Here is a 24,001-nt window from a genome sequence, read left to right on the forward strand (position 1 = left end):
GTCTGTTGATACCAAGTACAGGCAATACCACATGCCTTACATAGAAAAGCGTAAAACATGCCATCTCCATATTCTTCAACATCTTCTCGATCCATCTGCCCAATAAACATCATCAACGTATTACACTCTGGGTAACTTCGCTTCGGATAAGCCGGTAGCGGATGAAGCGCTGGTCTTGGATCACAATCTCGCCATCTTTGTGGAAACCAAGCCGCCGCAGCGCTGCGACCCGTTTCCTACTGGGGGGCAGCAAAGCAGTAACAGAGTCAACACAGAGCTCTTCGAATGCATGTTTCAGAATCCTCCGGTAGAGAGCAGGTCCTGCTCCCCAGTACTTTTGATTGAGGACCAGACCCAAGTCTACATCATCACCCTCCGGCTGCAGGCCACCCCAGCCGATGAACTCGTCATCCAGCACAAAGGCCCAAGGTCCCAAGCCTCTCTCCTCCCACATTCGTTCTTTGATGGCGACAAAGCGATCGCACTCAACATATCCAAACTCATCCTGGGCCAGTGGCAGGTGCCGCCGGACTGCGGGATCGTTCATCAAGTCAATGATTGCGTTCGGAGGAATCTTACTCAGCCGCGTGAACGTGATTCTATGGTAATTATTGGCTGACATAGCTAAGGAGTTTGAACAAGAGACTGCAGCAGAATTGCTGCCTAACGGATTGAAATCAGGGATGTGAATATATTTTAAAAGCTCTACTCGCTAACTAAATTTGGCAGGCTAGGGGCTAGGGCATGTAGTCGATGGTTGTAGGTCAAATTTTTAACAAATTAAGCTGATTCTTCTAAAGTCAGTGGGGAAATTTAAACTAGCAACCTCTATTTTATTGTCCCATGACCGCCCTTGAGCCCATCAGCCCATCTACGCATCGGCGGGGCCTCCCCATCGGTCTTAAAATATTTGGCCTGACTGCCAGCTTACTTGGACTGATGGTAATAGTGGTGGCGGTCTCCACTCGACGCCTGAGACAGGTAAACGAAGAGATTATTAATCTGGCGGATTATGCCCTTCCCATTACTGATCGGGTGGCACAAATTGATGTGCATGTGCTGGAACAGGAGCTGCACTTTGAGCGGGTGCAAACGCTGTATGAAATTGAGCCCCTACATGAGGAGCGCTTGCAGTCAGAGCTAATGGGATTTGCAGAGCGAGGACAGCAGGTCGATGGGGAAATTGAAGCTGCGATCGCACTGGTGCAAACCGCCATTGATGAGACGACTCTTCCCCAAGCCAAGGCCGAATGGCAGCATATTGCCCCCAGGTTAAGGGCCATTGAAACCGAGCATCAAGCGTTTCAAACCCATGCTAGTGAGCTTTTGGAGCTGTTAGCCGCCGGAGATCTAGAGTCTGCCCATCAGCTGGAAGAAAAGCTGATTGCCCAAGAGACCAACTTTAACCAGGCAATTAACGATATTTTTTTGGAGCTAGAAGCCTTTACTGTCGAAGCGGCCCAAGCGGGACAACATCACCAGCAGGTAGTGCAAACCCTCAGTGCATCAGTGGCAAGTTTGGCCACCTTGGTGGGTTTGGTCTATGCCACCCTGGTCACCCTAGGGTTAGTGCGGCCTGTGCGTTCCCTTAAAGTGGGTACTACCGCTGTGCAAGCCGGTGACCTGGACATTCACTTAGACACCTCCAGCCGCGATGAGGTGGGCACCCTGGCCCGTACCTTTAATACTATGGTGGATGAGCTAAGACTCAAGGCGCGTCTAGAAGAGACCTTTGGCAAGTATGTCGATCCGCGCATTGTAAAATCCCTTATTCAGAGCAGTGACACCGCTGCCACCGATGGTGAACGCCAGGTAATGACCGTCTTTTTTGCCCAGGTGCAAGGTATAGAAACCTGTTTGGCCCCGCTAACACCGACAAACCAAGAGCGGATCATAAACGACTACCTGAGCCTGATGTCGGCCCCCATCAGTAACCATGATGGGGTAATCGACAAATTTATTGGCACCCTGATTATGGGATTTTGGGGACCTCCCTTCACCGATGGGGCCAGTCACGCTCGCCTGGCCTGTGAGGCGGCCCTAGCCAGCATTGACCAGCTTACCCAGCTATATCCCAAACTGTCCCAGCTAGACATTACGCACACCGGAAATCTCCACATTGGTCTCTCCACCGGTCCCTTAGTCGTGGGCAATATGGGCTCAGAGGCGGCTAAGGCGTACACCGTTATGGGAGATACCGTAAATACCGCATCCCGTCTCAAGGGTGTGAGCCAACAGTACGGAGTGACCATTGTGATCAATGAGGCCACCCAGCAACAGGTGTCAGATGTCATGGCCACCCGAGAGCTAGACCTGATTCGAGTGGTGGGCAAAGAAGATCCTATCCACATTTATGAATTACTGGGTCATAGAGATACTCTAACAACTACAGATGGGGCTGCGATCGCAGCTTTTGCCCAGGGTCTTGCAGCCTATCGACAACAGGCATGGAACCAGGCCCGCCAGCACTTTAATCAATGTTTGGCCCAAAAACCTGGCGACCGTCCCGCCCTACTCTATCTAGATCGGGTTGACCAACTAGAGGCGAATCCACCTGACACCAGCTGGGACGGAGTATGGCAGCTAACCCAGAAATAAATAATCTGCCATTGCTGATCCTTCCATAAATCAGCAACAGCAATAATCTCCTTAAAAACTCCGTTCTTCCTCAACCCCAGAGTCCCTCTCCATCACACTTACCATGCAGTCCCGTTTTTCTCTCTCCATTGGCACTAAGATTTTTGGTATTGCCAGCAGCATGCTAGGTCTACTGTTAGGGGTGGCCTATCTCAACCATGTCCGCATTCGCCAGGTTAACTATGAACTGATTGACATTGCCTACTACCTAGCTCCCCTGACAGAAGATATCGCCAATATTAACGTCCATGTGCTTGAAGAGGAGATTCACTTTGAACGCATGGTTCGGTATTACACCATTAGCAACAACAAAATCGACGGTATCGGCAGCGCTAAAGTCAACGCCGAAGAAGAGGCCTTTAAGGAACGGGGGGAACGGGTTAAACAAGATATTGCTATCGCCATCGCCCTTGCTGACAAGGCCGCTCAAGCGGCCCACACTCCTGAGGATATCCTTGAAATTGCTCGCATTCGCCCACTGTTAGAAGTGCTTGCATCCGAGCACCAAAACCTCCACCATTATAGCTTGGACATTATTGACCGCCTAAAAGCGAGTGATCAAGAGGCCGCCACCCTACTAATTGATCAAATTACCGATTTTAAAGACGATTTTGATCGTCGAATTCAGGATACTTTATTTGAGCTCACTGCTTTTATTGAACAATCTGCAAAACACGCCCAGGCTACCGAACAACGCACACTAAACCTGAGCTTTTGGTTAACCGGTCTTGCCAGCGGTATTGGCCTCCTATTTTCTGCTTGGGTTACCGCTGGACTAGTACGCCCCGTGCGACGTTTAGTGAACAATACCGAGAAAATTGAACAGGGTAACCTGAATGTGGAAGTCCCTGTCTACTCTAGTGATGAGATTGGTCAGCTGACAGAATCTTTTAACCACATGGTCAGCAAGATTCGTGAAAAAGAACAGCTCAAAGCCACCTTTGGTCAATATGTGGACCCACGCATTGTAGAAACGCTGCTGGGACAACCCAACCCAACTGAAGGGAGTCAACGGCAGATGATGACGCTGTTCTTTTCGGACATGGCTAACTTTAGCCGCATTAGCGAACTGCTCACACCAACAGGGTTAGTCACCCTGATCAATCGATATTTCACCCTGGCTTCTGCTCCCATTAAGGAGCACCATGGAGTGATTAATCAGTTTGTTGGTGATGCGGTCAGTGCGTTTTGGGCTCCCCCCTTTGTAGATCCAGCAGATCATGCCAAGCTGGCTTGTTACGCGGCCCTAGAGCAGTTTGACCAGCTTACTAAGCTACGGCGTAGTTTGCCAGACTTACTGGGTATTCGAAAAGGTCTGCCAGAGATTAATATTCGCATTGGTTTGGCATCGGGGGAGGCCCTAGCTGGGAATATTGGCTCTGAACAATCTAAGTCTTACACGGTTATTGGGCCAGTGACCCAACTGGCGGAGAAACTAGAAACCTTAAATAAGGTATACGGGACTCGCATTTTGATGACGGCTAAAACCAGAGAACTAGCGGGTAATACCATCGAGGTTAGGGAAATTGATCGGATTGCCTTCGCTGGAGAACCTGAGCCTATTTATGAACTGCTAGGTATTGCCGGTAGCACAGATCATAAGTTAATTCTGTTGCGAGATTGTTTTCAGACGGCATTAGAAGTCTATCGAAATATGTCTGGTGAAGAGGCGATATCAAGGTTTCAGGCATGTTTAGACATAGTCCCAGACGACGGACCTTCAACGTATTATCTCAATTTAATAACGTCAAGCAGTTCTTCAAAGCATGTCCATATAAGATAAATTTTCTAACAACGTTTAGGATCACCGGACAGGGGCTTGGGGTTGCCGAGTGCAATGAACACAATCGCGTTTTATCCGTTGATTACCTAACCTCCTCAGATGCTGCGCCCTGATCGTATTGACGGGCACTGTCAATAATGACCGGGAATGTTTTTAACGATGCCTAATGCTTTAAACCTTGGATCAGGGTTCGATAGGTTAACTTAGCGGCATCATTGCGGGCAATATCACCACTTTGTATGGCTGACCATGCTGCCCAGATCAGGGCATCAATGGTGGTGGCAACCCATGCATTGGGGACATCTAGGGCAATCACCCCATCTTGTTTGAGGACATTTACAAAGTCATTTAGTTCTTGCATTTGTCGGGCGTAGGCCGCATTAATATCTGGGTCGGTATAGGTTGATGATTCTGCTACCAAAAAGTGAAACCGATCACCTAGAGGCACCACTGCCTCTAGAAACGCCAGTAGGGCATCGGCAGCCGATAGGTTTTGATTCCTAATGTGAGCTGTGATTTGATCAATGGCCTCAATCGCTTCGAAGGTGATCTCACGGATCAGGGCCTCACGGGACGAAAAGTGGCGGTATAACGTCGCTCGCCCAACACCGCACTTGCCTGCAACATCACTGAGAGAAACCCCTGGATTTTTCGCTAATACAGCAACAGCTGCGTGCAAAATAGCCTGCTTGTTAGATGCGTTTCGAGACGATTGACCACTCATTAGACTAGTACTTTATGGCGTAAGTTTGCCCACCATCACATGGGAATGAGTCGATGGATGGATGGGTGGATGGGTGGATGCAATAGCGCCAAATTTTTACCATCGGCTACTAGTATAGCCTAATGAGACAAAGATGTCTTATCTTAGACAAGTGTGTATATTTATTGCTGGTTTACCCTAATAATTGGAGCTGGTATCTACGCTAGGGACGTGTATGTCTGGCAATTCTTTGCCCAGGCTAAGGGTTCCGACAAAACTCATACAATACTATTATCTCAACCTTGATTTTGGTGCCGAACTCAGGTCCATTCTATCCGTCTATTATCCTGACGGTTCTCTGATTTAATTGCTTATTTTTTAAAGGCTCTATTAGCAACTATGAAAGCCCTTCACTGGTTTCGGAACTTAGCCCTGTTTCTAGGCGGTGCTGCACCGCTGGTGTTCAGTGCTCCTACCCTGGCTGCGGAAGATGTCACCCTATCCTATGGATTGTTAGAGCTATCAGTATCAGTGGCCTCATTGGAAGGCTATGCCACTGACAACCAAGTTAGCGAGGAGTTAGAGTTTTATCTTAAGTTTCTCAATGAAGAAGAACGTCGCGATCTGCGAGAGATTTTGACGACACCACTGGATGTGAGTGCGGTCACCCTATCCCAGGTACTTTACGATCCCTTAGGAGAACTCTGGTTAGATCGATTGGGGAACGTCATTCAAACAGCGTCGCGACAAAATGGGGCGCGGGGACTGCGGGGTGCCCTGATTTTGGCCGCTGATGATGAGGAAGGGCTGACTCTGCTCAATCTGATACGCCGGTTTCCTACACCCACGCTGCGGATTAACTCGGTTGAGATTTTGGATGTGGTTAACACAGTGGTAGATCTGCTGGACCAAACTGAGACTGCGATCGCAATGCTCCACACCCAAACAAATACCGAAATAGCCGCTACAGAGCCCATCGACTATGCCCAACGCCCTGATCTAACCCAGGCGGGGCCAGTCTCCTGGCGAACCCAGACGTTAGAATTGCGAGACTTACAACGCGATCGCCAATTGCCTGTGGATCTGTATATCCCCCAGAGCAATGCACCCGTTCCTCTGGTGGTTATTTCCCATGGGTTTGCCGCCAGCCGCACTAACTTTGTCGATGTGGCCCAGCATCTGGCGAGCTATGGCATTGCTGTGGCAGCCATTGAGCATCCTGGTAGCAACTTTCAGCAGGTGGAAAATTTACTGGCGGGCAATGCCTCAGCTGCAATGGCCCCCAACGAATTTGTAGATCGCCCCCAGGATATTTCCTATTTGTTAGACTACCTGGAAACCCAAACGAGAGGAGCGCTGACCCATCAGTTTGACCTCAATAGCGTGGGTGTTATAGGACATTCTTTTGGGGGGTATACAGCCCTGGCCCTGGCTGGTGCTCAGCTTAATGTTGAACAGTTAGAAACCCGTTGCACCAGCGACTTAATTGAAGCAGACTCGGTTAATATTTCCATACCTTTACAGTGTCTAGCCCTACAAAGTCAGTTTGAACACCCCCTTCAAGACGAGCGAGTCAAAGCAGCGTTTGTTTTTAACCCCATTACCAGCTTAGTGTTTGGAGAAGCCGGGCTGGGGCAGCTCAGTACGCCGATATTGATGGTGGGAGGCAGTGCCGATCCGGTGGCTCCGGCCTTAACGGAACAAATTCAACCGTTTACCTGGTTAACGCCGTCGGATAAATACCTGGCGCTCATGCAGGGAGGTCACCATAACTATGCCCAGTCTGAGACGTTGCCTGATGAGCTATCGGGTCCCGACCCGACCCTTGCCCGCGAATATCTTAAAGCCCTGGGTCTGGCATTTATGCAAACCCATGTGGCTGGGCAGTCAAACTATCGCCAATTTTTGCAAGCAGGCTATGCCCAATATTTAAGCCGAGAGTCTTTACCCTTGACGCTGGTGCAGGATGTCTCCTTAGAAACGTTAGAAGCCAGTCGATAAGCGACCATGATTTTTTCCAATGAAGAACAGATTCTCCACTCATGGCAACAGAATGCTGCCCCGTGGACGGTGGCTGTCCGTGAACAACAGATTGAGAGTCGTCAGCTAGTTACCAACCAGGCAATTGTAGAGACCGTAGTGTCCTATTCACCAAAGACGGTGTTGGATATTGGCTGTGGTGAAGGCTGGTTAGCCAGGGCGTTACATGCCCATAACGTTATGGTTCACGGTGTGGATGGGATTCCAGCCCTGGTGAAACAAGCCAGGGCCAAGGGAGATGGCAGGTTCGATGTGATGTCCTATGAAGAGATTAGTGCGGGCAAATGGCGAGACATCTTCTTGCGAGACACCTGCTTGCAAGACACCTGCTTGCAAGACACCTGCTTGCAAGACACCTTCGATGTTGTTGTCTGTAACTTTTCCCTATTTGGCAATGAATCTGTAGCCGCGCTCTTAAAACAGGTGTCGACATTACTCAGTCCTGGTGGTCATTTTATAATCCAAACACTACATCCGCTCATGGCGTGTGGTGACCAACCCTATAAAGATGGCTGGCGTGCAGGCTCCTGGGCTAGCTTTAGTCAAGACTTTGTAGACCCAGCTCCTTGGTACTTTCGAACAATGGCAAGCTGGATCGGTCTTCTCTCTAAAAGTGGCCTGGTATTGCAGGACTTAATTGAACCGATACATCCCAAAACGGGTAAGCCGGCTTCTGTTATCTTTGCCTGTCAGAGCAACAGGATATGTCATCAGTAACGCATCGCGTTTCTCATTGGCGTTGATACACCCTGCCCATAGTCACTACTCACTACTTACCACCAGGTTTTATTGATCCCAACCGAGAACTGCCACATTTTCGCAGTGAGGCTTCCGTGCATATGCTGAGGAGACTGTAAATCGTTGGGTGATATGCCCCCTATTTACGCATTTATTCTGATGGTAGGTTTGACTAGCCGACTTAGAGTTAGAAACTATCAGTTCTAAACTCTCACTTGTTTTTATGAATAGGTGCCTTCAATCTATTCCTTTAGGAATAGTTAGCCTTTTGGGCTACTTAGCTGTACCCGCCCATGGCGATGACTTCAACTGTTTACAGCTGAATATCTGTTTTTCGTCAGCATATCTTTTTGCCGAGCCCTGTCATGACGAACCAGCCATTAAGATGACGATCGATGATTGCACCGATGATGCAGTTTTGCCATTCGACAGCCTCACCCATAGAAACTAAAATGCGGCTTACCTGTCAGAGCAAGGATGGTTGATAATAGAAAGCGTTGTCAAAAACGTTAATCCATTATGCCTGTACCCACTAATCTGACGACTCTGGATGGTACCCCCCTGTCCCCAGATGCGATCGCAAATAAAGTTGTACTATTCGTTAACGTTGCCAGCGCTTGCGGTTTAACCCCCCAATACAGCGGCTTGGTAGAGCTGGACACGGCATATGGCTCCAAAGGACTCGTCGTTGTCGGTGTACCCTGCAACCAGTTTGGCGCTCAAGAGCCTGGCACTCCTGATGAAATCAAGGACTTTACCAAGACTAAATACGATGTAGAGTTTACGCTGCTCGAAAAGCAGGACGTTAATGGTGCTAATCGTAGTCCTCTATACCAGTTTCTAGTGGGCGACGGCGACGATATCACCTGGAACTTTGGCAAATTTGTAGTAGGGCGCGACGGTAATGTCGTTGCTCGCTTCGATCCTAAGACAGCTCCTGATGCACCTGAACTCAAGGCTGCTATTGAGGAAGCTCTAGGTTAAACCTAAGGTTTAAATTGCTTTCCCCCTTTATCCTTAACTGGATAGAGGGGGTTTACATTTTTATTTAATCGGATAATCCGTAGGGGCGTATTGATATGTGCCCAATGCAGAAGATAAACCATTTGCCTATACACCGCAGGGTGCCCTGCGGTGCGCCCCTACAAAATAACCGGATATCTTAAAAATCTCTTTCCTGAGAATATAAATTCAGCCGCATTCTCCAAAATAAAAACATAATTAGGCGAGGCAGATAGAAAACGGCCTATAGAATTTAAGAACAAGGCTGACGAAGTTTCAGGCTCTATTCTTATCCCCTCTTTTCCCAATGCAAATAAAGTACACTGCGCTCAATTTTCAAGAAAAGCTAGCTAAATTCAGCGATCGCTGGTCTCCTAAAGTCATTGCTGAGATGAATGATTACCAGTTTAAGCTAGTTAAAGTAAAGGGTGACTTTGTTTGGCATGCTCATAAAGATACTGATGAGGTATTTACTGTTGTCGATGGTCAAATGACCATTGAATTTCGAGATGGTGCCGTAGAGTTATCTACAGGAGAAATGTTTGTTGTCCCCAAAGGGATAGAACATAAACCCCATGCCGAGAAAGAGTGTCATATGTTACTCATTGAACCTCGTGGTGTCGTGAACACAGGAGACACTGTTGGAGAGAAAACGGCCCAAAATGATGTTTGGATCTAAGGATATCCAGGTGGCAATTTAGGTATAATATGTGTTCTCCATCAGTAGGGACATCGATTTTATGACTAACAGTTTTCACTATGCATTCAAGGTAAAAGATCTTGACAGCACAAGGAGATTTTATGGAGAGATTTTAGGTTGCCGAGAAGGTCGTTCAACCGATAGCTGGGTCGACTTTGAGTTTTTTGGGCATCAGCTTTCTGCCCACGTAGGTGACGTCAGTACAAACGTTGATTACTGCGGCAATGTCGACGGCATATCAGTGCCTATTCCTCACTTTGGATGTCTGTTGAGTAAAGCTCAGTTCAAATATGTACAACAGAAGCTAGAGGCTGCTGACATTGATTTTATAGTTAAACCTCAAACGCGTTATCCAGGGGAAGCTGCACAGCAGTCCACCATGTTTGTGCTGGACTATAGTGGCAACCCACTAGAATTTAAATCGTTTGAAGATAGCTCTAAAGTGTATGACTCATCGGCAAAAGTCGCTCTGAGTTATTAGCCACATAACTGAACAATGAGTTGTTATGCAGTAGCGTAAGTCCAATATTCAATGGCGGGGCTATCCCTCGCGCGCTTATGTCCCCCTCAAAGTTCGAGCTTTTATGGATTTTCTCAAACAATCTATGGCCTAAAACTCAGAATGATGCACCTCATAATGCAGCGTTAGAGACATCAACCCCGCAATCATGGCAGCCGTTAATTCGTGATAGCCAGTCATAAGACAGATCTGATAGCTTACTAAGCACACCCAGATTGTCTTTCCTGCTGGTGTAGTCAAGCAGTCAACATGCTCAGCGATATACTCCAATATTTCTAGGAACTTGAGAAACCCATAGAGAATTGCCATAGATAATTAAATGTTTTGGGCCATAGCTAACCCAGAATTATTCTGAGTTAGCTATATTTTAATCAGAATAATTCTGATTTGACAATGATTCCTCTCTGTTTGCCTTGAAAAATTGAAAATGTGCCCTTGGGATGGTTTAGGTATACGTTGATAAGCACCTGGTGCCGAAGCATTTTCAGGAGTCTTGGGCAGCAGGCAAGATATGTATGATGCGATCGCTGATTGAGGGAATGCACCGGTCTAGAGTTATGGCTATTTAACGATGCTTCACCACTAAAGGCATCCCAAGGATGAGCAATGTCGATATTATTTAGACACAAATTTTAATTATTTATGCCAGCGGCATGGGCACCGATGAATACAGATAGCTCGATACAAACAGCTAGAACCGTCCGTATTGGGGTTGATATTGGCATTGTTGTTGCTAAATTAGAGCGCTCCCTCAGCTTTTATCGAGACTTATTAGGGTTGTCAGTTGTTGCAGAGGTAACAACCTCACTCATTGGTAAAGGGCGTATGGTGCAACTCCAGCATGGCGAGTCCCTAATTAAGCTAGTGGAGTTACACACACCCCCTTCTAAGCCCGGCCCAACAGATATCTCAGAATTTCTAGGCTACCGATATATTACCCTGCTCGTTGCTGAGCTAGATGTCATTATGGCCAAGATTAAAGCTCGAAACATCTCTATTGCGCTACCCGTTACACAGCTGAACAACGGGACCAGAATTGCTATGGTAAAGGATCCTGACGGTAACATTGTTGAGTTCGCCCAAGAAGTGAATTAAATCACATCTGACAAATTTTGATAGATGTTCTATAGTTTGTATTAGTTTATCCAAATTAAAGTCCTGTGACTTTTAGGTAGCATAAAGTATCAAAGCCGACAGGCATGAGACACTGAGCACAGTATAAGAAAAGCTATGTGTTCTTAAGAACACATAGCTACGTTTATCTCACTGACCCATCTAATCATTATGGCGAACCTTATCAATCAGGTGTTTGACCTGCTTAACAAGTCTTGGTGGCTGGAAATAATGGCTGCATCTCCAAGTTGTGGATATTTTTTCGGTCCCTTTAATTCAGAAAGCGAAGCGCTACAGGAACAATTGCGCTACGTAAAAGCTCTAGAACACCAGGGACGTGAAGTTTTACTAGTATCGGTTGTCCGCCGTCAGGCCCCCAAAAGGCGTATGGTGAATTACTCTGAGGCGGCTTAATTGACGCAATATTCTTTTCTTACAGTATTTTTTGTATCTCCAGGCTACTACAGAAGAACAGGCTCTAGATAGCCGTTCCGGTTTACCAAAACATCAACTACTTATTCCTAAACCTTGTAGTACAAAGACTTTAGGAATAAGTAGGTTTGTTAAGTGTTAAGCATAAATACTCATTTACTTGTTACGTGTATAGTACTCATCAAAGCAGATGAGTATTTATGCTTATGAGAACTATTGGCTCTTGCTTAAATAAATGTGGACAATCCTGTCGGGACACCCCCTTGTGGATGTCCTGAGAATGATCCTAACGAGGGAGATGTAGTATCACCGTAAAATGTGGTAAAAATGCGAAGGCTCACCCCATGACTCAACTCAATTTTGCTGTCTGGGACAGTCTGCTACAGAAATATGTGGATGGTCAAGGCCGAGTAGCCTATAGCCGCTGGCGGCAAACATCACTGCCAGTGCTAGAGCAGTGGCTAGCAGAGATGAGCAGTGTGGACCTGCGAGGATTGGAAAGGGCGCAGGTGATCGCAACTTTCCTAAACCTGTACAATGCCCTGACGATCCAACAGGTGCTTTATGAGTACCCCATCGATTCCATTCGACCTAAGTTTCTAGGCATCCCTAACTGGCTAGCTTTTTTACGGTTTTTCACCAAAAGAGTCTATACCTTAAACGGTCAATCTCTGAGCTTGAATACTATTGAGCACGACATTTTGCGCCAGCAGTTTCTCGATCCGCGTATCCACTTTTCCCTAGTGTGTGCGTCCATTGGCTGCCCATTGCTAAGAGCGGAGGCTTACACGCCAGATATGCTGATGGATCAACTGGGGGACGATTGCGATCGCTTTATCAACAACCCAGACAAAGTTCGCTACGATGCTGCTAACAGAACATTGTACTGTAGCAAGATTTTCAAGTGGTACAAGGCAGATTTTTTGACGACAGCGAATTCGATTGTAGAGTATTGCGATCGCTACTACACTGCCGCCCAGCTGCCGACTACGCTCAAAGTGGTTTACCTATCCTATAGTTGGGAATTAAATGGGAATTAAATCCATGGACCCAAAAGCTCATGTACTGACGGAAGTCCAGTCGCCACCGCCGCCGCCACCCACCAGACCCACAGCGGTGGGCTATAAAGATGACTCTTTCCCCCCTGGTCTTACCCTAAGAGAAACCGATATCCTTCGGTTGACCATAGCAGGGCGAGATAATCTGCAAATCGCACAGCAATTAGGCACAACCCGTCACAATATTGAGAAATATATTCTCCGTCTCCAACAGAAAGTTACTAGATACAGTAAAGAATCTCCCCTAATCCAGATCCTTAAAAACAAGGAGTAAGCAGTTGGCAAGGGACGTTAGTGCACATCTTCGCAAAATTGCCTCAGCCATCACTCAAAAACACCCATACCCCATAGAAAGCCAATGACCAGGTGGATAAAAGGCGATTTGGAACTGTGGAAATTTGACGGCAATTTCACTTCCTATGGTATCTCAGCCAAAATCTTCTCAATAACACTTACAATCTCTTCAGATTTTTGTGGGTCAAGTGCATCCGGGTGGGGCGCAGCAAATTGACCTGAATCATTGTCAAAATACTGGCCAGAAGCAGTGCCAAATTCTTCTGAGAATGCTGCACGAGTGAGTATTTCAGCTCCGATGCGAATATCACCACCCGCTACACCAAAGGCCTGTTTCACCATCTTGCTACCGAGCATTGATCCAGGATTGACTGCGATAATGATCGGACTATTTTCTTTGCGGGAAAGCGCACGCGACCACATCGTCAGTGCCAATTTGCTTTGGGCATAGGCTGAAAAGTCTTCGTTGAGCCTAATCTGGCCCGTTAATGCCTCTAGCTCAACGGGTTCTTGAGCAGCAGAGGATACATTAACAACTCTTCCGGATGCTCCCATCAGTGGCATCAGTTTTTGCGTTAACAGATAGGGTGCGATCGCATTAACAACAAACCGTACATCCAGACCATCCTGCGTCACCGGATTGGATGTGCTATAGACACCTGCATTATTGATCAATACGTCAAGTCTTGTGTGTCGTTCAGTAACAGCCTCCGCGAGAGCCTCCACATCGGCCATGCGAGAGAAGTCAGCCACATAGCTTTCAACCTGTCCTTTGTCTGTAGCTAGGATTTTTGCTAATTCTTCCAGTTTTGCTCGGTTACGCCCATGTAACAAGACATTGTGACCCAATGAGACTAACATCCTGGCCGTTTCCAGGCCAATGCCGTCGGTTGCCCCCGTCACCAGAAGAGTCTTTGTCATAATTTTGTTTCCTTGTCTTTTTTTCTAATCAGCGAAGTCTGGCAGTATGTCATCGGCGAGACGTTTGAGCGTTGTCTCCGTAGCTACTTGATTAAACCGTAGGTTCAACGCCACATGATTTACACCAATCTCTTCCAGTAATTTTAGATGAGCACGCAGGTGGCGCGTGCCCAGCCGAAAACCTAAATGGATCGGCTGGGGGGGGTCTCAGGATTGTCAGTCAGATCAAGGTAGAGCGGTTGCATCACCGGCTTTGTAGATCGTCCCGCTGCCTTAACCCGCGCCTGCCAATCGCAAATTATTTTTGCCTGCAAGTCAGTATGGCGCGGATACATCATCCAGCCGTCTCCGTTCTGTGCAATCCATTCGGGAGTTTGCTGACTGCCTCCCGTAATCAGCAGCGGCAGTTTTCCAGACACTGGTTTAGGCAGCATATCCATGCCACCATTAGGGCTACCATAGCGGTTTTCAAAAGATGGGGTATCTTCGCCTATGCGTCTAAGGTAGTCAAAGCTTTCGCGAAATCGTGTACCACGGTCAGCAAAGGGCAAATTGAGTGCCGGATACTCCTCGGGTCGATCTCCGGAAGCCACCCCCAGAATAAGCCGCCCCCCAGAAAGTACATCAGCGGTGGCCGCAGCCTTGGCAACATGGGCCGGATGTCGCAGCGGCAGAATAATACTGGCCACACCCAGGGCAATCCGCTCGGTCTGGCCCGCCAAGAGACCGAGATAAACAAAGGGATCATAAATCTGACCAGCATCTCCAAATGAGGGCACGTTGAATGGAACATCACGCAACCAGACGGCGGAAAATCCTAATTCTTCTGCAAGTTGGATACGTTCCAGGTGACGGGCCATGGTCGGTACCGGACTCTTTGCATAGGTCTCAATTGGCACCACCAATCCAAGGCTCAACCGATTTGGCCGAAACACGGAATTATATCCTCTATTGATGGGTTGAAACCTTATCTCTTCAATATGTTTGAGCATTTTTGAGTTCTGTTCAAAAAGAACGTGATCCTAGGCGTCAATAAAAAGCCGTTTGACTTGGTGCGTATCCATATATTCCCGAAGCGAGGTGATTTTACCGTCCAAGACCGTGACCAAGAAATGGTAATGGTTGTTGTAAATATTGCCATTAGCCATTTTGCCGTAGGATTCCATTTCCAGGGCCACCCGATCGCCTTCAGCTGTCCATCCAGTAGATGTTAGCGTCATACCATCTGGGATAGCAGCCTTGACATTACCCATCAGCGTGCCAATGGCTTCCTTATTCATCTCACCGGACATGGGCAGCCCACCTTCACGACCCATCACACGCCAAATGGCATCATCATCGAGCAATTCAAGAGCGCCTGGTACGTCTGCTGCCGAAAAGTATTTGAAGAAATCAGCGACGATTCTCTTATTATCTTCGATACTCATTATTTAATCTCCTGAATACTAATGAGAGCCTCTTCCCAGCCGCGCTGATTGTCCATATCGAATTGTGCACCGTTGTCGTCAGCCCACTTAAAGCGCTTCAGCGCTGGGGTTTGACTTGTTGCCTGATAGAGCCAATAGGCCTCTTCCTTTAGCGCTGCCTCAATGGGCTTGTCAATGGAGGCATACACAGCCTGTTTGCAAGCATTGATCGACTCGGCGGGCCAAAGGGCAATGCGGTTAGCCAACGCTTCAACAAACGAGCCGATTTCTTCGGGGTCGAGCGCCTTATTGATGGTGCCATAGGCCTCGGCCTGGTTGGCATCATAGTCTCTGGCGCTCAGGATAATCTCCAATGCACGCCCTAGACCAATCTGACGGGCCATGCGTGACGCGCCACCACCACAGGGCAGAATACCCATGGCGACTTCCATCTGCATGAACGTTGCCTTGCCGCGGGCGGCAAAGCGCATATCGCAGGCAAGGGCAAATTCGTGACCACCACCGCGGGCGAAGCCCTCAATCTTCGCAATGGTTGCCTGGGGCAGCTTACTGATCCGTTCTAGCGTGGTTTGCAGATCGAGCAGTTTAACGTCGTCACGGGAGACTACAGTCGCGGACATTTCCTTAAGGAAGTCCGTATCAGCATGGGCTACAAAAATCTCTGGGTGGGCGGATTGGAATACAACAACCTTGATGTCGCGATTTGTTTCCAATCTTTGGGCCAACGTATTCAGGTCGGCAAGCATGGGCAAGCCTTGAATATTCACGGGTGGATAATCAAAGGTGACCCATGCGATCGCATTTTCAACCTTAACGTTGAAAGTAGTGAAATTATCTTTCATTGGGTGTCTCCTAGAGGCTACAGGGTTCGCTTTTGTCAAAGAGTTGGCTTTGCTAGTTACCTGGTCTTGAAGGGGGAGTAAGCTAGGACACAATGTTCTCCATTGGATGCATCCTTGTTCCAGCATCAGCCTATGTCACTTAAAACGATATTGACAAGTACCCACATTTTTGTAAGTAATGGAGATCTTTGAACGTATTGGCACCCAACAATGACGCGGAAATATAACTGGAAGACGGGTTGCGATGTGGAAGCAACAATGAGTGTGATTGGCGGTCGATGGAAGCCAATACTCATTTGCCATCTGCTAGATGGGCGCAAGCGTTTTGGTGAACTGCGACGTCTTACTCCTAACGCAACAGAGCGCATGATCACATTACAACTGCGCGAGTTAGAAGCAGATGGCGTGGTGGCGCGGCATGTCTATGCCGAAGTTCCGCCCCGCGTCGAATACGAGCTAACAGAGTTTGGGCAATCCCTGAAGCCCATCCTCGTTGTCATGCAGGAGTGGGGCCATGCATTTAAAGCCCGTCGGCTTGCCGAAGAAGCAGAACACAATTAATCTGGCATTGCGGCTCCTTAGAATGACTTTAGTGGTGAAACACCATAAATAGTCATAGCTCTAGACCGGTACATCCCTTAAATCTACAATCGCATCCATCTACGCATCAATGAATTCCCTTGTTTCATATTTTGAGATACCTGTTACCGATATGGATCGAGCAGTCACTTTCTATGGGACTGTTTTCTCCAATACATTGGAACGCACGACGATCGACGGTGTAAACATGGCACTGTTTCCAGTCACGGAAGAGGGTCAAGGTATATCGGGTGCATTGGCTCAGGGAGAAAGCTATATTCCTTCAAAAGAAGGGCCACGGCTCTACTTTTCAGTGACTAATATTGACCTTACCCTGAGTCGGGTAGTCGCTGTAGGCGGAAAAGTGGCGTATCCCAAAACATCGATTGGGGAGTTGGGGTGGGTGGCTGAATTCGAAGATACCGAGGGAAATTTGATTGCTTTACACTCAAACAATGGGTGATCACGTGGGTGATTAAGAAATACTATCTATCGCGAGAATTCATACCTTATGGCTCGGTGGCAAGATAGCAAGATTTGGATTGTCGATGACTATCTGACGCTTGAAAATGATGTCTGTATCGTTTAATCAATACGGACGACATCATGAATGTGCTTTCTAACAAAGTTGCTATTGTAACAGGTGCTAGTGCTGGTATTGGCTACGCAACTGCCAAACTTTTTGCGAAAGCAGGAGCTGCAGTTGTTGTTGCAGCAAGACGGCAGGATAAGCTCGATGAGTTGGTTGATTTTATTGGTCACTCGGGTGGACAGGCAGTTGCTTTGGCAGGAGATGTGAAAGATGAGGAATTTGCTAAAGCTCTAGTGACGCTAGCACTAAAAGAATTCGGAGGGCTAGACATCGCGTTTAATAATGCAGGGATTACCGGCATACCTGGCGCTGTAACTGATCTATCCCTTGATGATTGGAACAATGTCCTTGCCACTAACCTGACCAGTTCATACCTGGGGGCAAAATACCAGTTACCGGCCATGGTCAATCGCGGTGGCGGTTCTTTGATCTTTACCTCAACCTTTGTTGGCTACACTGTAGGCATGCCGGGAATGGCAGCCTACGCAGCAAGTAAGGCAGGTTTGATTGGTCTTACGAAGGTGCTCGCTGTTGAATACGGCAAGCAACAAATTCGGGTCAATGCTTTACTGCCAGGGGGCACCGATACACCCATGGGACGTGATTTTGCCAATACGCCAGAGGCCTTAGCCTTTGTACAAAATCTCCATGCACTGAAGCGCATAGCAACACCCCATGAAATTGCAGCATCAGCTCTCTATCTGGCGTCAGATGCTGCTAGTTTCACCACGGGGTCAGCCATGCTGGTAGATGGTGGTGTATCCATTAACCGCGTGTGATCAAGCTTATTTACGCAATGACTAAGACTAAGTGCGCTTTAGTGTAGGAAATCTTGCATCGATCAGATCAGAACAGAGTTTTTCTAGCTGCTGGTATAGATAGGTTGGATCCACCAGCTCAATTAACTTTAATTTTTTCTTTCGTTTATCGGCATGGGCTTTCTGAATATTAATAGTATCAGGATCTATACCAAGGAAACTGGAAATCTCTTCAATTTTTGAACGAATTTCTTTTGTTTTCAACGTTAAAAGCTGCTGTTTAGGCACTGAGTTGATGACAAATTGATTGTGGTCTCTCCAATAGGACAAATAGCTAGCAACAGGATAAAGTCCTGCTTGCCCTAGAGCAGCGTCATATTTTGTAAATGGACGCCTGTAGCGACCATAGCGATAATCTTCTAATTCTCTCCAAAACGGTTTATGACGACTACCATAATTACGATTAATTTCTGACTCTAGCCAGCTGAGGGGATCCCTAACGGTAAAAATAAACTTGGCCTGTGGAAAGCTTTTGGCCAACACATCAGCTACATGATGTAGATAATGGGCAGATTCCAGCTCCAAAGACATTTTTTTGTCACGCCACTTGAGCACACTTTGAATGTCCGCATAGGAATACTGGCCCGTTTCCCATTTGAGTAAATGGTAGATGGCATAATACGCATGGGGCTCATGTAACGCACCATAGTGGTGCTGAAACATGTGGGCTATGGAATGGGTACCGCTCCTTGGTGTACCAATACAGTAAGCATGAAAACAACGTTTTCTACTGGCTGGTAAAACAGCATTGGCCTTAGAGACCCAAAACTCTCTTTTAAGACTAAGGCTAAGGCGGATATCTATTTCTCTATCGGCAACATTAGCCCTGAACGTATTGGCTAAAATTTGACTGCTAGCAAGATTCATTAGGGTATTCGTATCAGCCCATAGGCATTTATGGGAAAAGGTGGCCAATGCCTATCTAAATCTAGTAAGCCCATTTCCCCTCAGATTTGGCACAATAGCGAAGAGCGCCGAAAGAGACCAGGAATCATGGATTCAGAATCGCTATCGTTCAGTATTGTGATTACGACCTATAACCGGGTGGAGCTGTTGAAACGTGCGATCGCAACCGCACTTGACCAAACCGTGCCATGTCAGGTGATCGTGATCGATAACGCCTCCACTGACGGTACCCAGGCGTATGTCGAAAGCCTGGGCGATCAGGTACTTTACCATCGCAATCCTACCAATGCCAACCACTCCGGGGCTGTCAATGCAGGGGTGGCACGAGCCATGGGCACCTGGATTAAGCTGGTGGATGACGATGACTATTTGGCCCCCAACTGTATTGAAGAACTGATCAGGGCGATTCAGCAACGTCCTGAAGCAGTGATTTGTTCCTGTCAGGCGGCCCAGGTGAATGGCGAGGGGCAAGAACTGAGTCGCACCCCTGTGACCGGTCCAGGTCAGGCATTTTATATTCCCCAGGTAGACATCCACTACGGCATGTTTTTAGAGGTAGTCCCCTTCGGCACCCCCATTCAGGTGGCCGTGCGCCGCGATGCCTTTATGAAATCGGGTGGCTGGGACCTGGGCATGACCGGCTTTGATGATATTGACTCCTGGATTCGTGTTGCCGACTACGGCGATGCCCTATTTATCAATAAATGCCTGACTTACCGTACTGTGTGGCCAGGGGGCTACGACCAAAAAATCACGCTTCAGCGTCGTCTCGACACTAATGTCCTGATTAAAGAACGCATCTACCAGCACGTTAGCCCCAAACATCAAGACAAGCTGCCGACATTGAAGACGATTCGGCAATACCTCAGCCTGCACTGGATGATCGTCGCCCTCAAACAAAAACAAATCCCTAGCGCCCTAAGTTTTGGCATTCCTGCCATTTTTTCCCCTAAAGCCTGGCAACTACTCCAACAGGCTGTTAACTTTCGCAAGCAAAAGTCCACCCCCCCCATTGCTAAGCTAGTGCTTGAATAAATTACGCAACTCCTATGGCCACCACCACATCCTTATCTTTTTACCAAGTTGGCGGTAGTCTTCATCCCCAGGCACCTACGTATATTAAACGACAGGCGGATGATCACCTATACGCAAGTCTAGGACAAGGTGAGTTTTGCTATGTATTTAATACGCGACAAATTGGTAAATCGAGCCTGCGGGTGAGAACAAAATATCGCCTGGAGCAAGACGGTGTTTGTTGTGCATCTATTGACCTGACCAACCTGGGTAGTGACAATGTTACTGCTGAAAAGTGGTACATGGGAATTGCGGCAGAGCTATGGCGCAGCTTGCAATTAAACGGTGATTTCCAAGAGTGGTGGCAGCAGGGGGATGGTCTTTCTGCCGTGCAGCGATTGGATCACTTTTTAAAGGATGTGATTTTGCGGCAGCTTACGGCGAAACGGATTGTTATTTTTATCGATGAAATTGATAGCGTATTGGGACTGCCGTTTGCGGCTGACGATCTGTTTGCCCTGATTCGCTATTGCTATAACCAGCGAGTCGATAGCCCAGAGTACCGTCGCCTCACGTTTGCCCTATTTGGTGTGGCAACGCCCACCGACCTTTGCCAAAATCCTAACCGCACCCCATTTAACATTGGTACAGCCATTGAGCTGAGTGGGTTTACCGCTGCAGAGGCCATATCCCTTAGTTACTGGTTAAAACCAACGGTGGAGAATGCCACTGAGACCCTGGAACACATTTTAGCTTGGACCAATGGTCAGCCTTTCCTGACGCAGAAGCTGTGCCAGTTGGTAGTTGCTAAACTGGCCCCCCGCACAGAGATATATGTTGAACAGGCTTGGGTGGATGGTTTAGTGCGATCGCAGCTGATCAAAAACTGGGAATCCCAAGATGAACCCCCCCATTTGCGCATTATCCAGGATCGGTTACTGGCTCACCCGCAGCTGATTAGTCGACTACTGGGGCGTTACAAAAAACTGTTATCCGGTCAAACCCTATCTTTAGAAGACAATCACCTCCAAGAAGAACTGTTACTCTCAGGCCTGGTGGTCAAACAATCAGGTCACCTCAGTATTCGTAATCGAATTTATTCAGAGGTGTTTAACACCCAATGGGTAGACTACCATTTGGTACGTTTACGTCCCTATTCCCAAGCATTCGAAGCCTGGGTTAACTCGGGTCAACAAGATCGTTCCCGATTGTTGCGCGGGCAGTCTCTCACTGAAGCCCAGGTCTGGGCCAAGGAACAACAGCTCAGCGACCTGGACTATAAATTTTTAGCAGACAGTGTTGCCGTTGATCGGCAAGAGGTACAACAGGCATTAGAATCCGAGAGACTAAAGGAGTTGGAAGCTCGCCTGGAGGCGCAGCAGCGCAATGTCACCCTACAGCGGTTTCTACTGGTGGGTATGGGAGTGGCGTTTCTCAGCATTACGAGTATTGCCATGTTGGCCTATCGCCAGTCTCGCCAAACCATGCTAACTCGGCAAGATAACGAAAACAATCAGGCCTTGTCCATTAGCTATTACTCTGACGCCCTGTTTAACCAGAATAATCGTCTGAAATCTTTGCTAGAAGCGGTGCGAGCTGCTCAACAGCTACAACGCTTACCGGTGCCTGCACCCGATGTGAAACAACAGGTAGAACAAACTCTCCGCCGCACTCTTCAAAGTATTACCGAAGCTAACCAGCTGCGGGGCCATGGTGCACCTGTGTATGGGGTAACCTTTAGCCCAGATGGTAACTATTTAGCCTCAGCTAGCTGGGATAATACCCTCAAGCTATGGCGTGCCAATGGTCAGCTGATTACCACCCTGAGCGGACATACCAATGCTGTGTGGGATGTGGCCTTTAGTCCTGACAATGAATATTTGGTGTCAGCCAGTGCCGATAACACCGCAAAAATTTGGCCCATCAGCGATGATAGTGACATTCTCTCTGTGGTTGCGCCCCCTGTGACGTTAACGGGGCACGAGGGACGAGTCAATGATGTTGATATATCCTTGGATAGCCAAACGTTGGTGACCGGTAGTGACGATGGCCACCTAAGATTTTGGGATCGGACGGGCAAGTTGTTGCTAGATATTCCCGCCCATAACGCTAGGGTCACGCAGGCTGCCATTAGCCCGGACGGTCTCATTTTGGCCACCGCCAGTGAAGACAACACCATTAAATTGTGGGATGCCACCAGCGGACAGTTATTAAACGAATTCAAAGAACATCAAGCCCCGGTATATGGCCTGGCCTTTAACCCCAGCGGTCGTGTCTTAGCCTCTGCCAGTGATGATCGGACCATTAAACTGTGGCACGTTAACCCCGATGGCAGTCTTAAAAAGGGAGAGTCTGGCAAGAGCTCAACCATTACCCTGGACGGGCATCAGGACCGTGTCTGGCATGTGAAATTTAGCCCTGACGGTCGTCAACTTGCTTCGACTAGCCTCGACAACACCGTTAAATTATGGACCAGTAGTGGCACTCTGGTAACTACTCTAAATGGCCATGACTCTGGCACGTGGGGCATAGATTTTAGCCCCACTGGAGACGTCTTAGCCTCCAGCAGCGATGATGCAACCGTCAGGCTATGGCGCTTAGATAAAATTCCGCAAACCCTGCATGGGTACCAGGGACCGGCTACCAATCTAGCCATCAGTCAACAGACGATTGCTGCCGGTAGCTGGGATAAGACTATTCGGCTTTGGAGCTGGCAAGGTAACTTTAAATCTACACTAGAGGGCCATACTGACCGGATCTGGCAAGTGGCCTTTAGCCCCGATGGTCAAACGCTTGCTTCTGCTAGCTGGGACCAAACTGTCAAGCTGTGGACTGCTAAAGGAGACCCATTACAAACGTTGCGAGGTCACCAAGATCGGGTTTGGGGAGTCGCGTTTAGCCCCGAGGGCGATGAAGTGGCATCGGCCAGTTGGGACCAAACCATTAAGCTATGGACGCTGGATGGAGAACTTTTGCGCACGTTACGGGGTCATCAAGATCGGGTCTATGGCGTTGCTTATAGTCCTGACGGCAGTTATCTAGTGTCAGCAGGGTGGGATCACACCATCAAAATTTGGAGTCGGCAAGGGCAACTGCTGAGAAGTATCCATGGCCATCGAGCCCCCATTTGGGGAGTGGCCGTCAGCCCTGATAGCCAGCTGATTGCGACTGCTAGCGCTGACCATACGATCAAAATTTGGTCGACTTCAGGGCGTCTGATCACCACCCTAGACGGTCATCGGGCCAGGGTTCACAGTGTAGCTTTTAGCCCGGATGGCAAGCTGCTGGCATCCAGCAGCTACGATCGGACTGTACGTATCTGGCGACAGGACGGTACCCTTGTAACAACCCTGTATGGCCACAACGGTTCTACTTGGGGGGTCGCTTTCAGTGCTGACGGTCAAACGCTGCTGTCTAGCGGTCATGATCGGAGAATCATCCTGTGGGATTGGCAGGATAGCCGTAGCTTTGAACAATTGCTAGAGGATGGCTGTCGTTGGCTCGACAATTACCTTGCCCATGGAGATAACCTGTCTGATGCGGATCGTCAGCTATGTAGCGGGGGGATTTAGGAGGGTATCTAGGAAGACTAAGAGAAAGTTCTTTTAAATTACTTTTTTCACCTTACACATCTTCCGTGTTTTCCCTTAAATTGCTTTCATAGCAATCTAGTCTATTCAATTTCGACTGACCGAAGGCTAGTTGCGTCCACGTCTGTAGTCAGTTAGAGCAATAATAATATTTACATCAATGCTGGGCAAAGGTCTCTAAAGGGGGCCTGTGCTCAACAGTTTTTGTTTTTTGTGCTTGTTCAATTTCGGTTTATTTCGTAAGACTTTCTGGCCACGTTCCCAGAGCCGTCCAGATATCGCCATCCGTATT

General features: G+C 48.0%; 24 protein-coding genes and 1 pseudogene. 17 read left to right on the forward strand and 8 right to left on the reverse strand.

Annotation, left to right across the window (positions count from 1 at the left end; genetic code table 11):
• Window positions 1-112: 112 nt before the first annotated feature.
• Window positions 113-622, reverse strand: a complete 510-nt coding sequence (locus U2F10_RS09880) for a GNAT family N-acetyltransferase (RefSeq protein WP_163669590.1) — start codon at window positions 620-622, stop codon at window positions 113-115.
• Window positions 623-843: 221 nt separating this feature from the next.
• Between U2F10_RS09880 and U2F10_RS09885 the strand changes: the two genes are divergently transcribed.
• Both U2F10_RS09885 and U2F10_RS09890 read left to right on the forward strand, forming a co-directional pair.
• Entirely contained in the window at window positions 844-2,598 is a 1,755-nt protein-coding gene (locus U2F10_RS09885; RefSeq protein WP_163669592.1) for an adenylate/guanylate cyclase domain-containing protein, read from the forward strand.
• 103 nt (window positions 2,599-2,701) lie between these two features.
• A complete protein-coding gene (locus tag U2F10_RS09890; protein ID WP_163669594.1) occupies window positions 2,702-4,420 on the forward strand; it encodes an adenylate/guanylate cyclase domain-containing protein in 1,719 nt (572 codons plus the stop codon).
• A gap of 163 nt (window positions 4,421-4,583) precedes the next feature.
• On the opposite strand, the gene U2F10_RS09895 is transcribed toward U2F10_RS09890, so the two are convergent.
• Window positions 4,584-5,144, reverse strand: a complete 561-nt coding sequence (locus U2F10_RS09895) for a TetR/AcrR family transcriptional regulator (protein ID WP_163669596.1) — start codon at window positions 5,142-5,144, stop codon at window positions 4,584-4,586.
• 378 nt (window positions 5,145-5,522) lie between these two features.
• Here U2F10_RS09895 and U2F10_RS09900 point away from each other — a divergent pair, with 378 nt between their 5' ends.
• The 6 genes from U2F10_RS09900 (at window position 5,523) to U2F10_RS09925 (ending at window position 10,084) form a co-directional block, all read left to right on the forward strand.
• Window positions 5,523-7,124 carry an alpha/beta hydrolase gene (locus U2F10_RS09900; protein WP_499871896.1) on the forward strand — a complete coding sequence of 534 codons (1,602 nt, stop codon included), beginning with the start codon at window positions 5,523-5,525 and terminating at the stop codon, window positions 7,122-7,124.
• 6 nt (window positions 7,125-7,130) lie between these two features.
• Window positions 7,131-7,880, forward strand: a complete 750-nt coding sequence (locus tag U2F10_RS09905; protein ID WP_163669600.1) for a class I SAM-dependent methyltransferase — start codon at window positions 7,131-7,133, stop codon at window positions 7,878-7,880.
• A 244-nt stretch (window positions 7,881-8,124) separates the two neighbouring features.
• A complete protein-coding gene (locus tag U2F10_RS09910) occupies window positions 8,125-8,352 on the forward strand; it encodes a hypothetical protein (RefSeq protein WP_163669602.1) in 228 nt (75 codons plus the stop codon).
• 68 nt (window positions 8,353-8,420) lie between these two features.
• Entirely contained in the window at window positions 8,421-8,885 is a 465-nt protein-coding gene (locus U2F10_RS09915; protein WP_163669603.1) for a glutathione peroxidase, read from the forward strand.
• Window positions 8,886-9,210: 325 nt separating this feature from the next.
• A complete protein-coding gene (locus U2F10_RS09920) occupies window positions 9,211-9,582 on the forward strand; it encodes a cupin domain-containing protein (RefSeq protein WP_250565151.1) in 372 nt (123 codons plus the stop codon).
• 61 nt (window positions 9,583-9,643) lie between these two features.
• Window positions 9,644-10,084 carry a VOC family protein gene (locus tag U2F10_RS09925; protein WP_163669605.1) on the forward strand — a complete coding sequence of 147 codons (441 nt, stop codon included), beginning with the start codon at window positions 9,644-9,646 and terminating at the stop codon, window positions 10,082-10,084.
• Window positions 10,085-10,213: 129 nt separating this feature from the next.
• On the opposite strand, the gene U2F10_RS09930 is transcribed toward U2F10_RS09925, so the two are convergent.
• Window positions 10,214-10,432: a hypothetical protein gene (locus tag U2F10_RS09930; RefSeq protein WP_250565152.1), complete on the reverse strand. Its 219-nt coding sequence runs from the start codon at window positions 10,430-10,432 to the stop codon at window positions 10,214-10,216.
• A 333-nt stretch (window positions 10,433-10,765) separates the two neighbouring features.
• Between U2F10_RS09930 and U2F10_RS09935 the strand changes: the two genes are divergently transcribed.
• The 4 genes from U2F10_RS09935 (at window position 10,766) to U2F10_RS09950 (ending at window position 13,000) form a co-directional block, all read left to right on the forward strand.
• Window positions 10,766-11,218, forward strand: a complete 453-nt coding sequence (locus tag U2F10_RS09935) for a VOC family protein (RefSeq protein ID WP_163669607.1) — start codon at window positions 10,766-10,768, stop codon at window positions 11,216-11,218.
• 189 nt (window positions 11,219-11,407) lie between these two features.
• Window positions 11,408-11,650 (forward strand): DUF1816 domain-containing protein, encoded by a 243-nt coding sequence (locus U2F10_RS09940; RefSeq protein WP_163669609.1) that lies wholly within the window; start codon window positions 11,408-11,410, stop codon window positions 11,648-11,650.
• 362 nt (window positions 11,651-12,012) lie between these two features.
• Window positions 12,013-12,708 carry a DUF547 domain-containing protein gene (locus U2F10_RS09945; RefSeq protein WP_499871897.1) on the forward strand — a complete coding sequence of 232 codons (696 nt, stop codon included), beginning with the start codon at window positions 12,013-12,015 and terminating at the stop codon, window positions 12,706-12,708.
• A 4-nt stretch (window positions 12,709-12,712) separates the two neighbouring features.
• A complete protein-coding gene (locus tag U2F10_RS09950) occupies window positions 12,713-13,000 on the forward strand; it encodes a helix-turn-helix transcriptional regulator (protein ID WP_499871898.1) in 288 nt (95 codons plus the stop codon).
• A gap of 143 nt (window positions 13,001-13,143) precedes the next feature.
• Here U2F10_RS09950 and U2F10_RS09955 read toward each other — a convergent pair whose 3' ends face one another.
• The 4 genes and pseudogenes from U2F10_RS09955 to U2F10_RS09970 form a co-directional block, all read right to left on the reverse strand.
• On the reverse strand, window positions 13,144-13,941 hold the full coding sequence (locus U2F10_RS09955) for an SDR family NAD(P)-dependent oxidoreductase (protein ID WP_499871899.1): 798 nt from the start codon (window positions 13,939-13,941) through the stop codon (window positions 13,144-13,146).
• Between the two features lie 24 nt (window positions 13,942-13,965).
• Window positions 13,966-14,933: pseudogene (locus U2F10_RS09960) on the reverse strand (LLM class oxidoreductase).
• Between the two features lie 30 nt (window positions 14,934-14,963).
• Window positions 14,964-15,368, reverse strand: coding sequence for a nuclear transport factor 2 family protein (locus tag U2F10_RS09965; protein ID WP_499871900.1), 405 nt, complete (start codon window positions 15,366-15,368; stop codon window positions 14,964-14,966).
• Window positions 15,368-16,210 carry an enoyl-CoA hydratase/isomerase family protein gene (locus tag U2F10_RS09970; RefSeq protein ID WP_163698385.1) on the reverse strand — a complete coding sequence of 281 codons (843 nt, stop codon included), beginning with the start codon at window positions 16,208-16,210 and terminating at the stop codon, window positions 15,368-15,370. Before U2F10_RS09970 ends, U2F10_RS09965 begins: the two co-directional genes overlap by 1 nt.
• Before the next feature lie 210 nt (window positions 16,211-16,420).
• Here U2F10_RS09970 and U2F10_RS09975 point away from each other — a divergent pair, with 210 nt between their 5' ends.
• From U2F10_RS09975 to U2F10_RS09985, 3 genes are all read left to right on the forward strand, one after another.
• On the forward strand, window positions 16,421-16,771 hold the full coding sequence (locus tag U2F10_RS09975; RefSeq protein WP_163669625.1) for a winged helix-turn-helix transcriptional regulator: 351 nt from the start codon (window positions 16,421-16,423) through the stop codon (window positions 16,769-16,771).
• Window positions 16,772-16,880: 109 nt separating this feature from the next.
• The gene (locus U2F10_RS09980) at window positions 16,881-17,252 is read left to right on the forward strand and encodes a VOC family protein (RefSeq protein WP_499871901.1); all 372 of its coding nucleotides are present in this window, start codon (window positions 16,881-16,883) and stop codon (window positions 17,250-17,252) included.
• 143 nt (window positions 17,253-17,395) lie between these two features.
• On the forward strand, window positions 17,396-18,160 hold the full coding sequence (locus U2F10_RS09985; protein ID WP_499871902.1) for an SDR family oxidoreductase: 765 nt from the start codon (window positions 17,396-17,398) through the stop codon (window positions 18,158-18,160).
• 27 nt (window positions 18,161-18,187) lie between these two features.
• On the opposite strand, the gene U2F10_RS09990 is transcribed toward U2F10_RS09985, so the two are convergent.
• Complete coding sequence (locus tag U2F10_RS09990; RefSeq protein ID WP_499871904.1) at window positions 18,188-19,066, reverse strand: sulfotransferase; 879 nt, start codon at window positions 19,064-19,066, stop codon at window positions 18,188-18,190.
• 126 nt (window positions 19,067-19,192) lie between these two features.
• On the opposite strand from U2F10_RS09990, the gene U2F10_RS09995 reads away from it, so the two are divergent.
• Both U2F10_RS09995 and U2F10_RS10000 read left to right on the forward strand, forming a co-directional pair.
• Window positions 19,193-20,140 carry a glycosyltransferase family 2 protein gene (locus U2F10_RS09995; RefSeq protein WP_499871906.1) on the forward strand — a complete coding sequence of 316 codons (948 nt, stop codon included), beginning with the start codon at window positions 19,193-19,195 and terminating at the stop codon, window positions 20,138-20,140.
• 14 nt (window positions 20,141-20,154) lie between these two features.
• Window positions 20,155-23,691 carry a WD40 domain-containing protein gene (locus U2F10_RS10000; RefSeq protein ID WP_499871907.1) on the forward strand — a complete coding sequence of 1,179 codons (3,537 nt, stop codon included), beginning with the start codon at window positions 20,155-20,157 and terminating at the stop codon, window positions 23,689-23,691.
• Window positions 23,692-24,001 lie beyond the last annotated feature (310 nt).

Source organism: Leptothoe sp. EHU-05/26/07-4 (assembly GCF_043421015.1).
GTDB lineage: Bacteria > Cyanobacteriota > Cyanobacteriia > Phormidesmidales > Phormidesmidaceae > Leptothoe > Leptothoe turfae.

Coding starts and splice junctions, on each gene's coding strand:
- U2F10_RS10000 (WP_499871907.1), top strand. CDS start 20,155: ATGGCCACCACCACATCCTTATCTTTTTACCAAGTTGGCGGTAGTCTT.
- U2F10_RS09985 (WP_499871902.1), top strand. CDS start 17,396: ATGAATGTGCTTTCTAACAAAGTTGCTATTGTAACAGGTGCTAGTGCT.
- U2F10_RS09970 (WP_163698385.1), bottom strand. CDS start 16,210: ATGAAAGATAATTTCACTACTTTCAACGTTAAGGTTGAAAATGCGATC.
- U2F10_RS09930 (WP_250565152.1), bottom strand. CDS start 10,432: ATGGCAATTCTCTATGGGTTTCTCAAGTTCCTAGAAATATTGGAGTAT.
- U2F10_RS09885 (WP_163669592.1), top strand. CDS start 844: ATGACCGCCCTTGAGCCCATCAGCCCATCTACGCATCGGCGGGGCCTC.
- U2F10_RS09920 (WP_250565151.1), top strand. CDS start 9,211: ATGCAAATAAAGTACACTGCGCTCAATTTTCAAGAAAAGCTAGCTAAA.
- U2F10_RS09995 (WP_499871906.1), top strand. CDS start 19,193: ATGGATTCAGAATCGCTATCGTTCAGTATTGTGATTACGACCTATAAC.
- U2F10_RS09950 (WP_499871898.1), top strand. CDS start 12,713: ATGGACCCAAAAGCTCATGTACTGACGGAAGTCCAGTCGCCACCGCCG.
- U2F10_RS09925 (WP_163669605.1), top strand. CDS start 9,644: ATGACTAACAGTTTTCACTATGCATTCAAGGTAAAAGATCTTGACAGC.
- U2F10_RS09900 (WP_499871896.1), top strand. CDS start 5,523: ATGAAAGCCCTTCACTGGTTTCGGAACTTAGCCCTGTTTCTAGGCGGT.
- U2F10_RS09890 (WP_163669594.1), top strand. CDS start 2,702: ATGCAGTCCCGTTTTTCTCTCTCCATTGGCACTAAGATTTTTGGTATT.
- U2F10_RS09915 (WP_163669603.1), top strand. CDS start 8,421: ATGCCTGTACCCACTAATCTGACGACTCTGGATGGTACCCCCCTGTCC.
- U2F10_RS09990 (WP_499871904.1), bottom strand. CDS start 19,066: ATGAATCTTGCTAGCAGTCAAATTTTAGCCAATACGTTCAGGGCTAAT.
- U2F10_RS09910 (WP_163669602.1), top strand. CDS start 8,125: ATGAATAGGTGCCTTCAATCTATTCCTTTAGGAATAGTTAGCCTTTTG.
- U2F10_RS09975 (WP_163669625.1), top strand. CDS start 16,421: ATGACGCGGAAATATAACTGGAAGACGGGTTGCGATGTGGAAGCAACA.
- U2F10_RS09940 (WP_163669609.1), top strand. CDS start 11,408: ATGGCGAACCTTATCAATCAGGTGTTTGACCTGCTTAACAAGTCTTGG.
- U2F10_RS09955 (WP_499871899.1), bottom strand. CDS start 13,941: ATGACAAAGACTCTTCTGGTGACGGGGGCAACCGACGGCATTGGCCTG.
- U2F10_RS09895 (WP_163669596.1), bottom strand. CDS start 5,144: ATGAGTGGTCAATCGTCTCGAAACGCATCTAACAAGCAGGCTATTTTG.
- U2F10_RS09905 (WP_163669600.1), top strand. CDS start 7,131: ATGATTTTTTCCAATGAAGAACAGATTCTCCACTCATGGCAACAGAAT.
- U2F10_RS09965 (WP_499871900.1), bottom strand. CDS start 15,368: ATGAGTATCGAAGATAATAAGAGAATCGTCGCTGATTTCTTCAAATAC.
- U2F10_RS09945 (WP_499871897.1), top strand. CDS start 12,013: ATGACTCAACTCAATTTTGCTGTCTGGGACAGTCTGCTACAGAAATAT.
- U2F10_RS09935 (WP_163669607.1), top strand. CDS start 10,766: ATGCCAGCGGCATGGGCACCGATGAATACAGATAGCTCGATACAAACA.
- U2F10_RS09880 (WP_163669590.1), bottom strand. CDS start 622: ATGTCAGCCAATAATTACCATAGAATCACGTTCACGCGGCTGAGTAAG.
- U2F10_RS09980 (WP_499871901.1), top strand. CDS start 16,881: ATGAATTCCCTTGTTTCATATTTTGAGATACCTGTTACCGATATGGAT.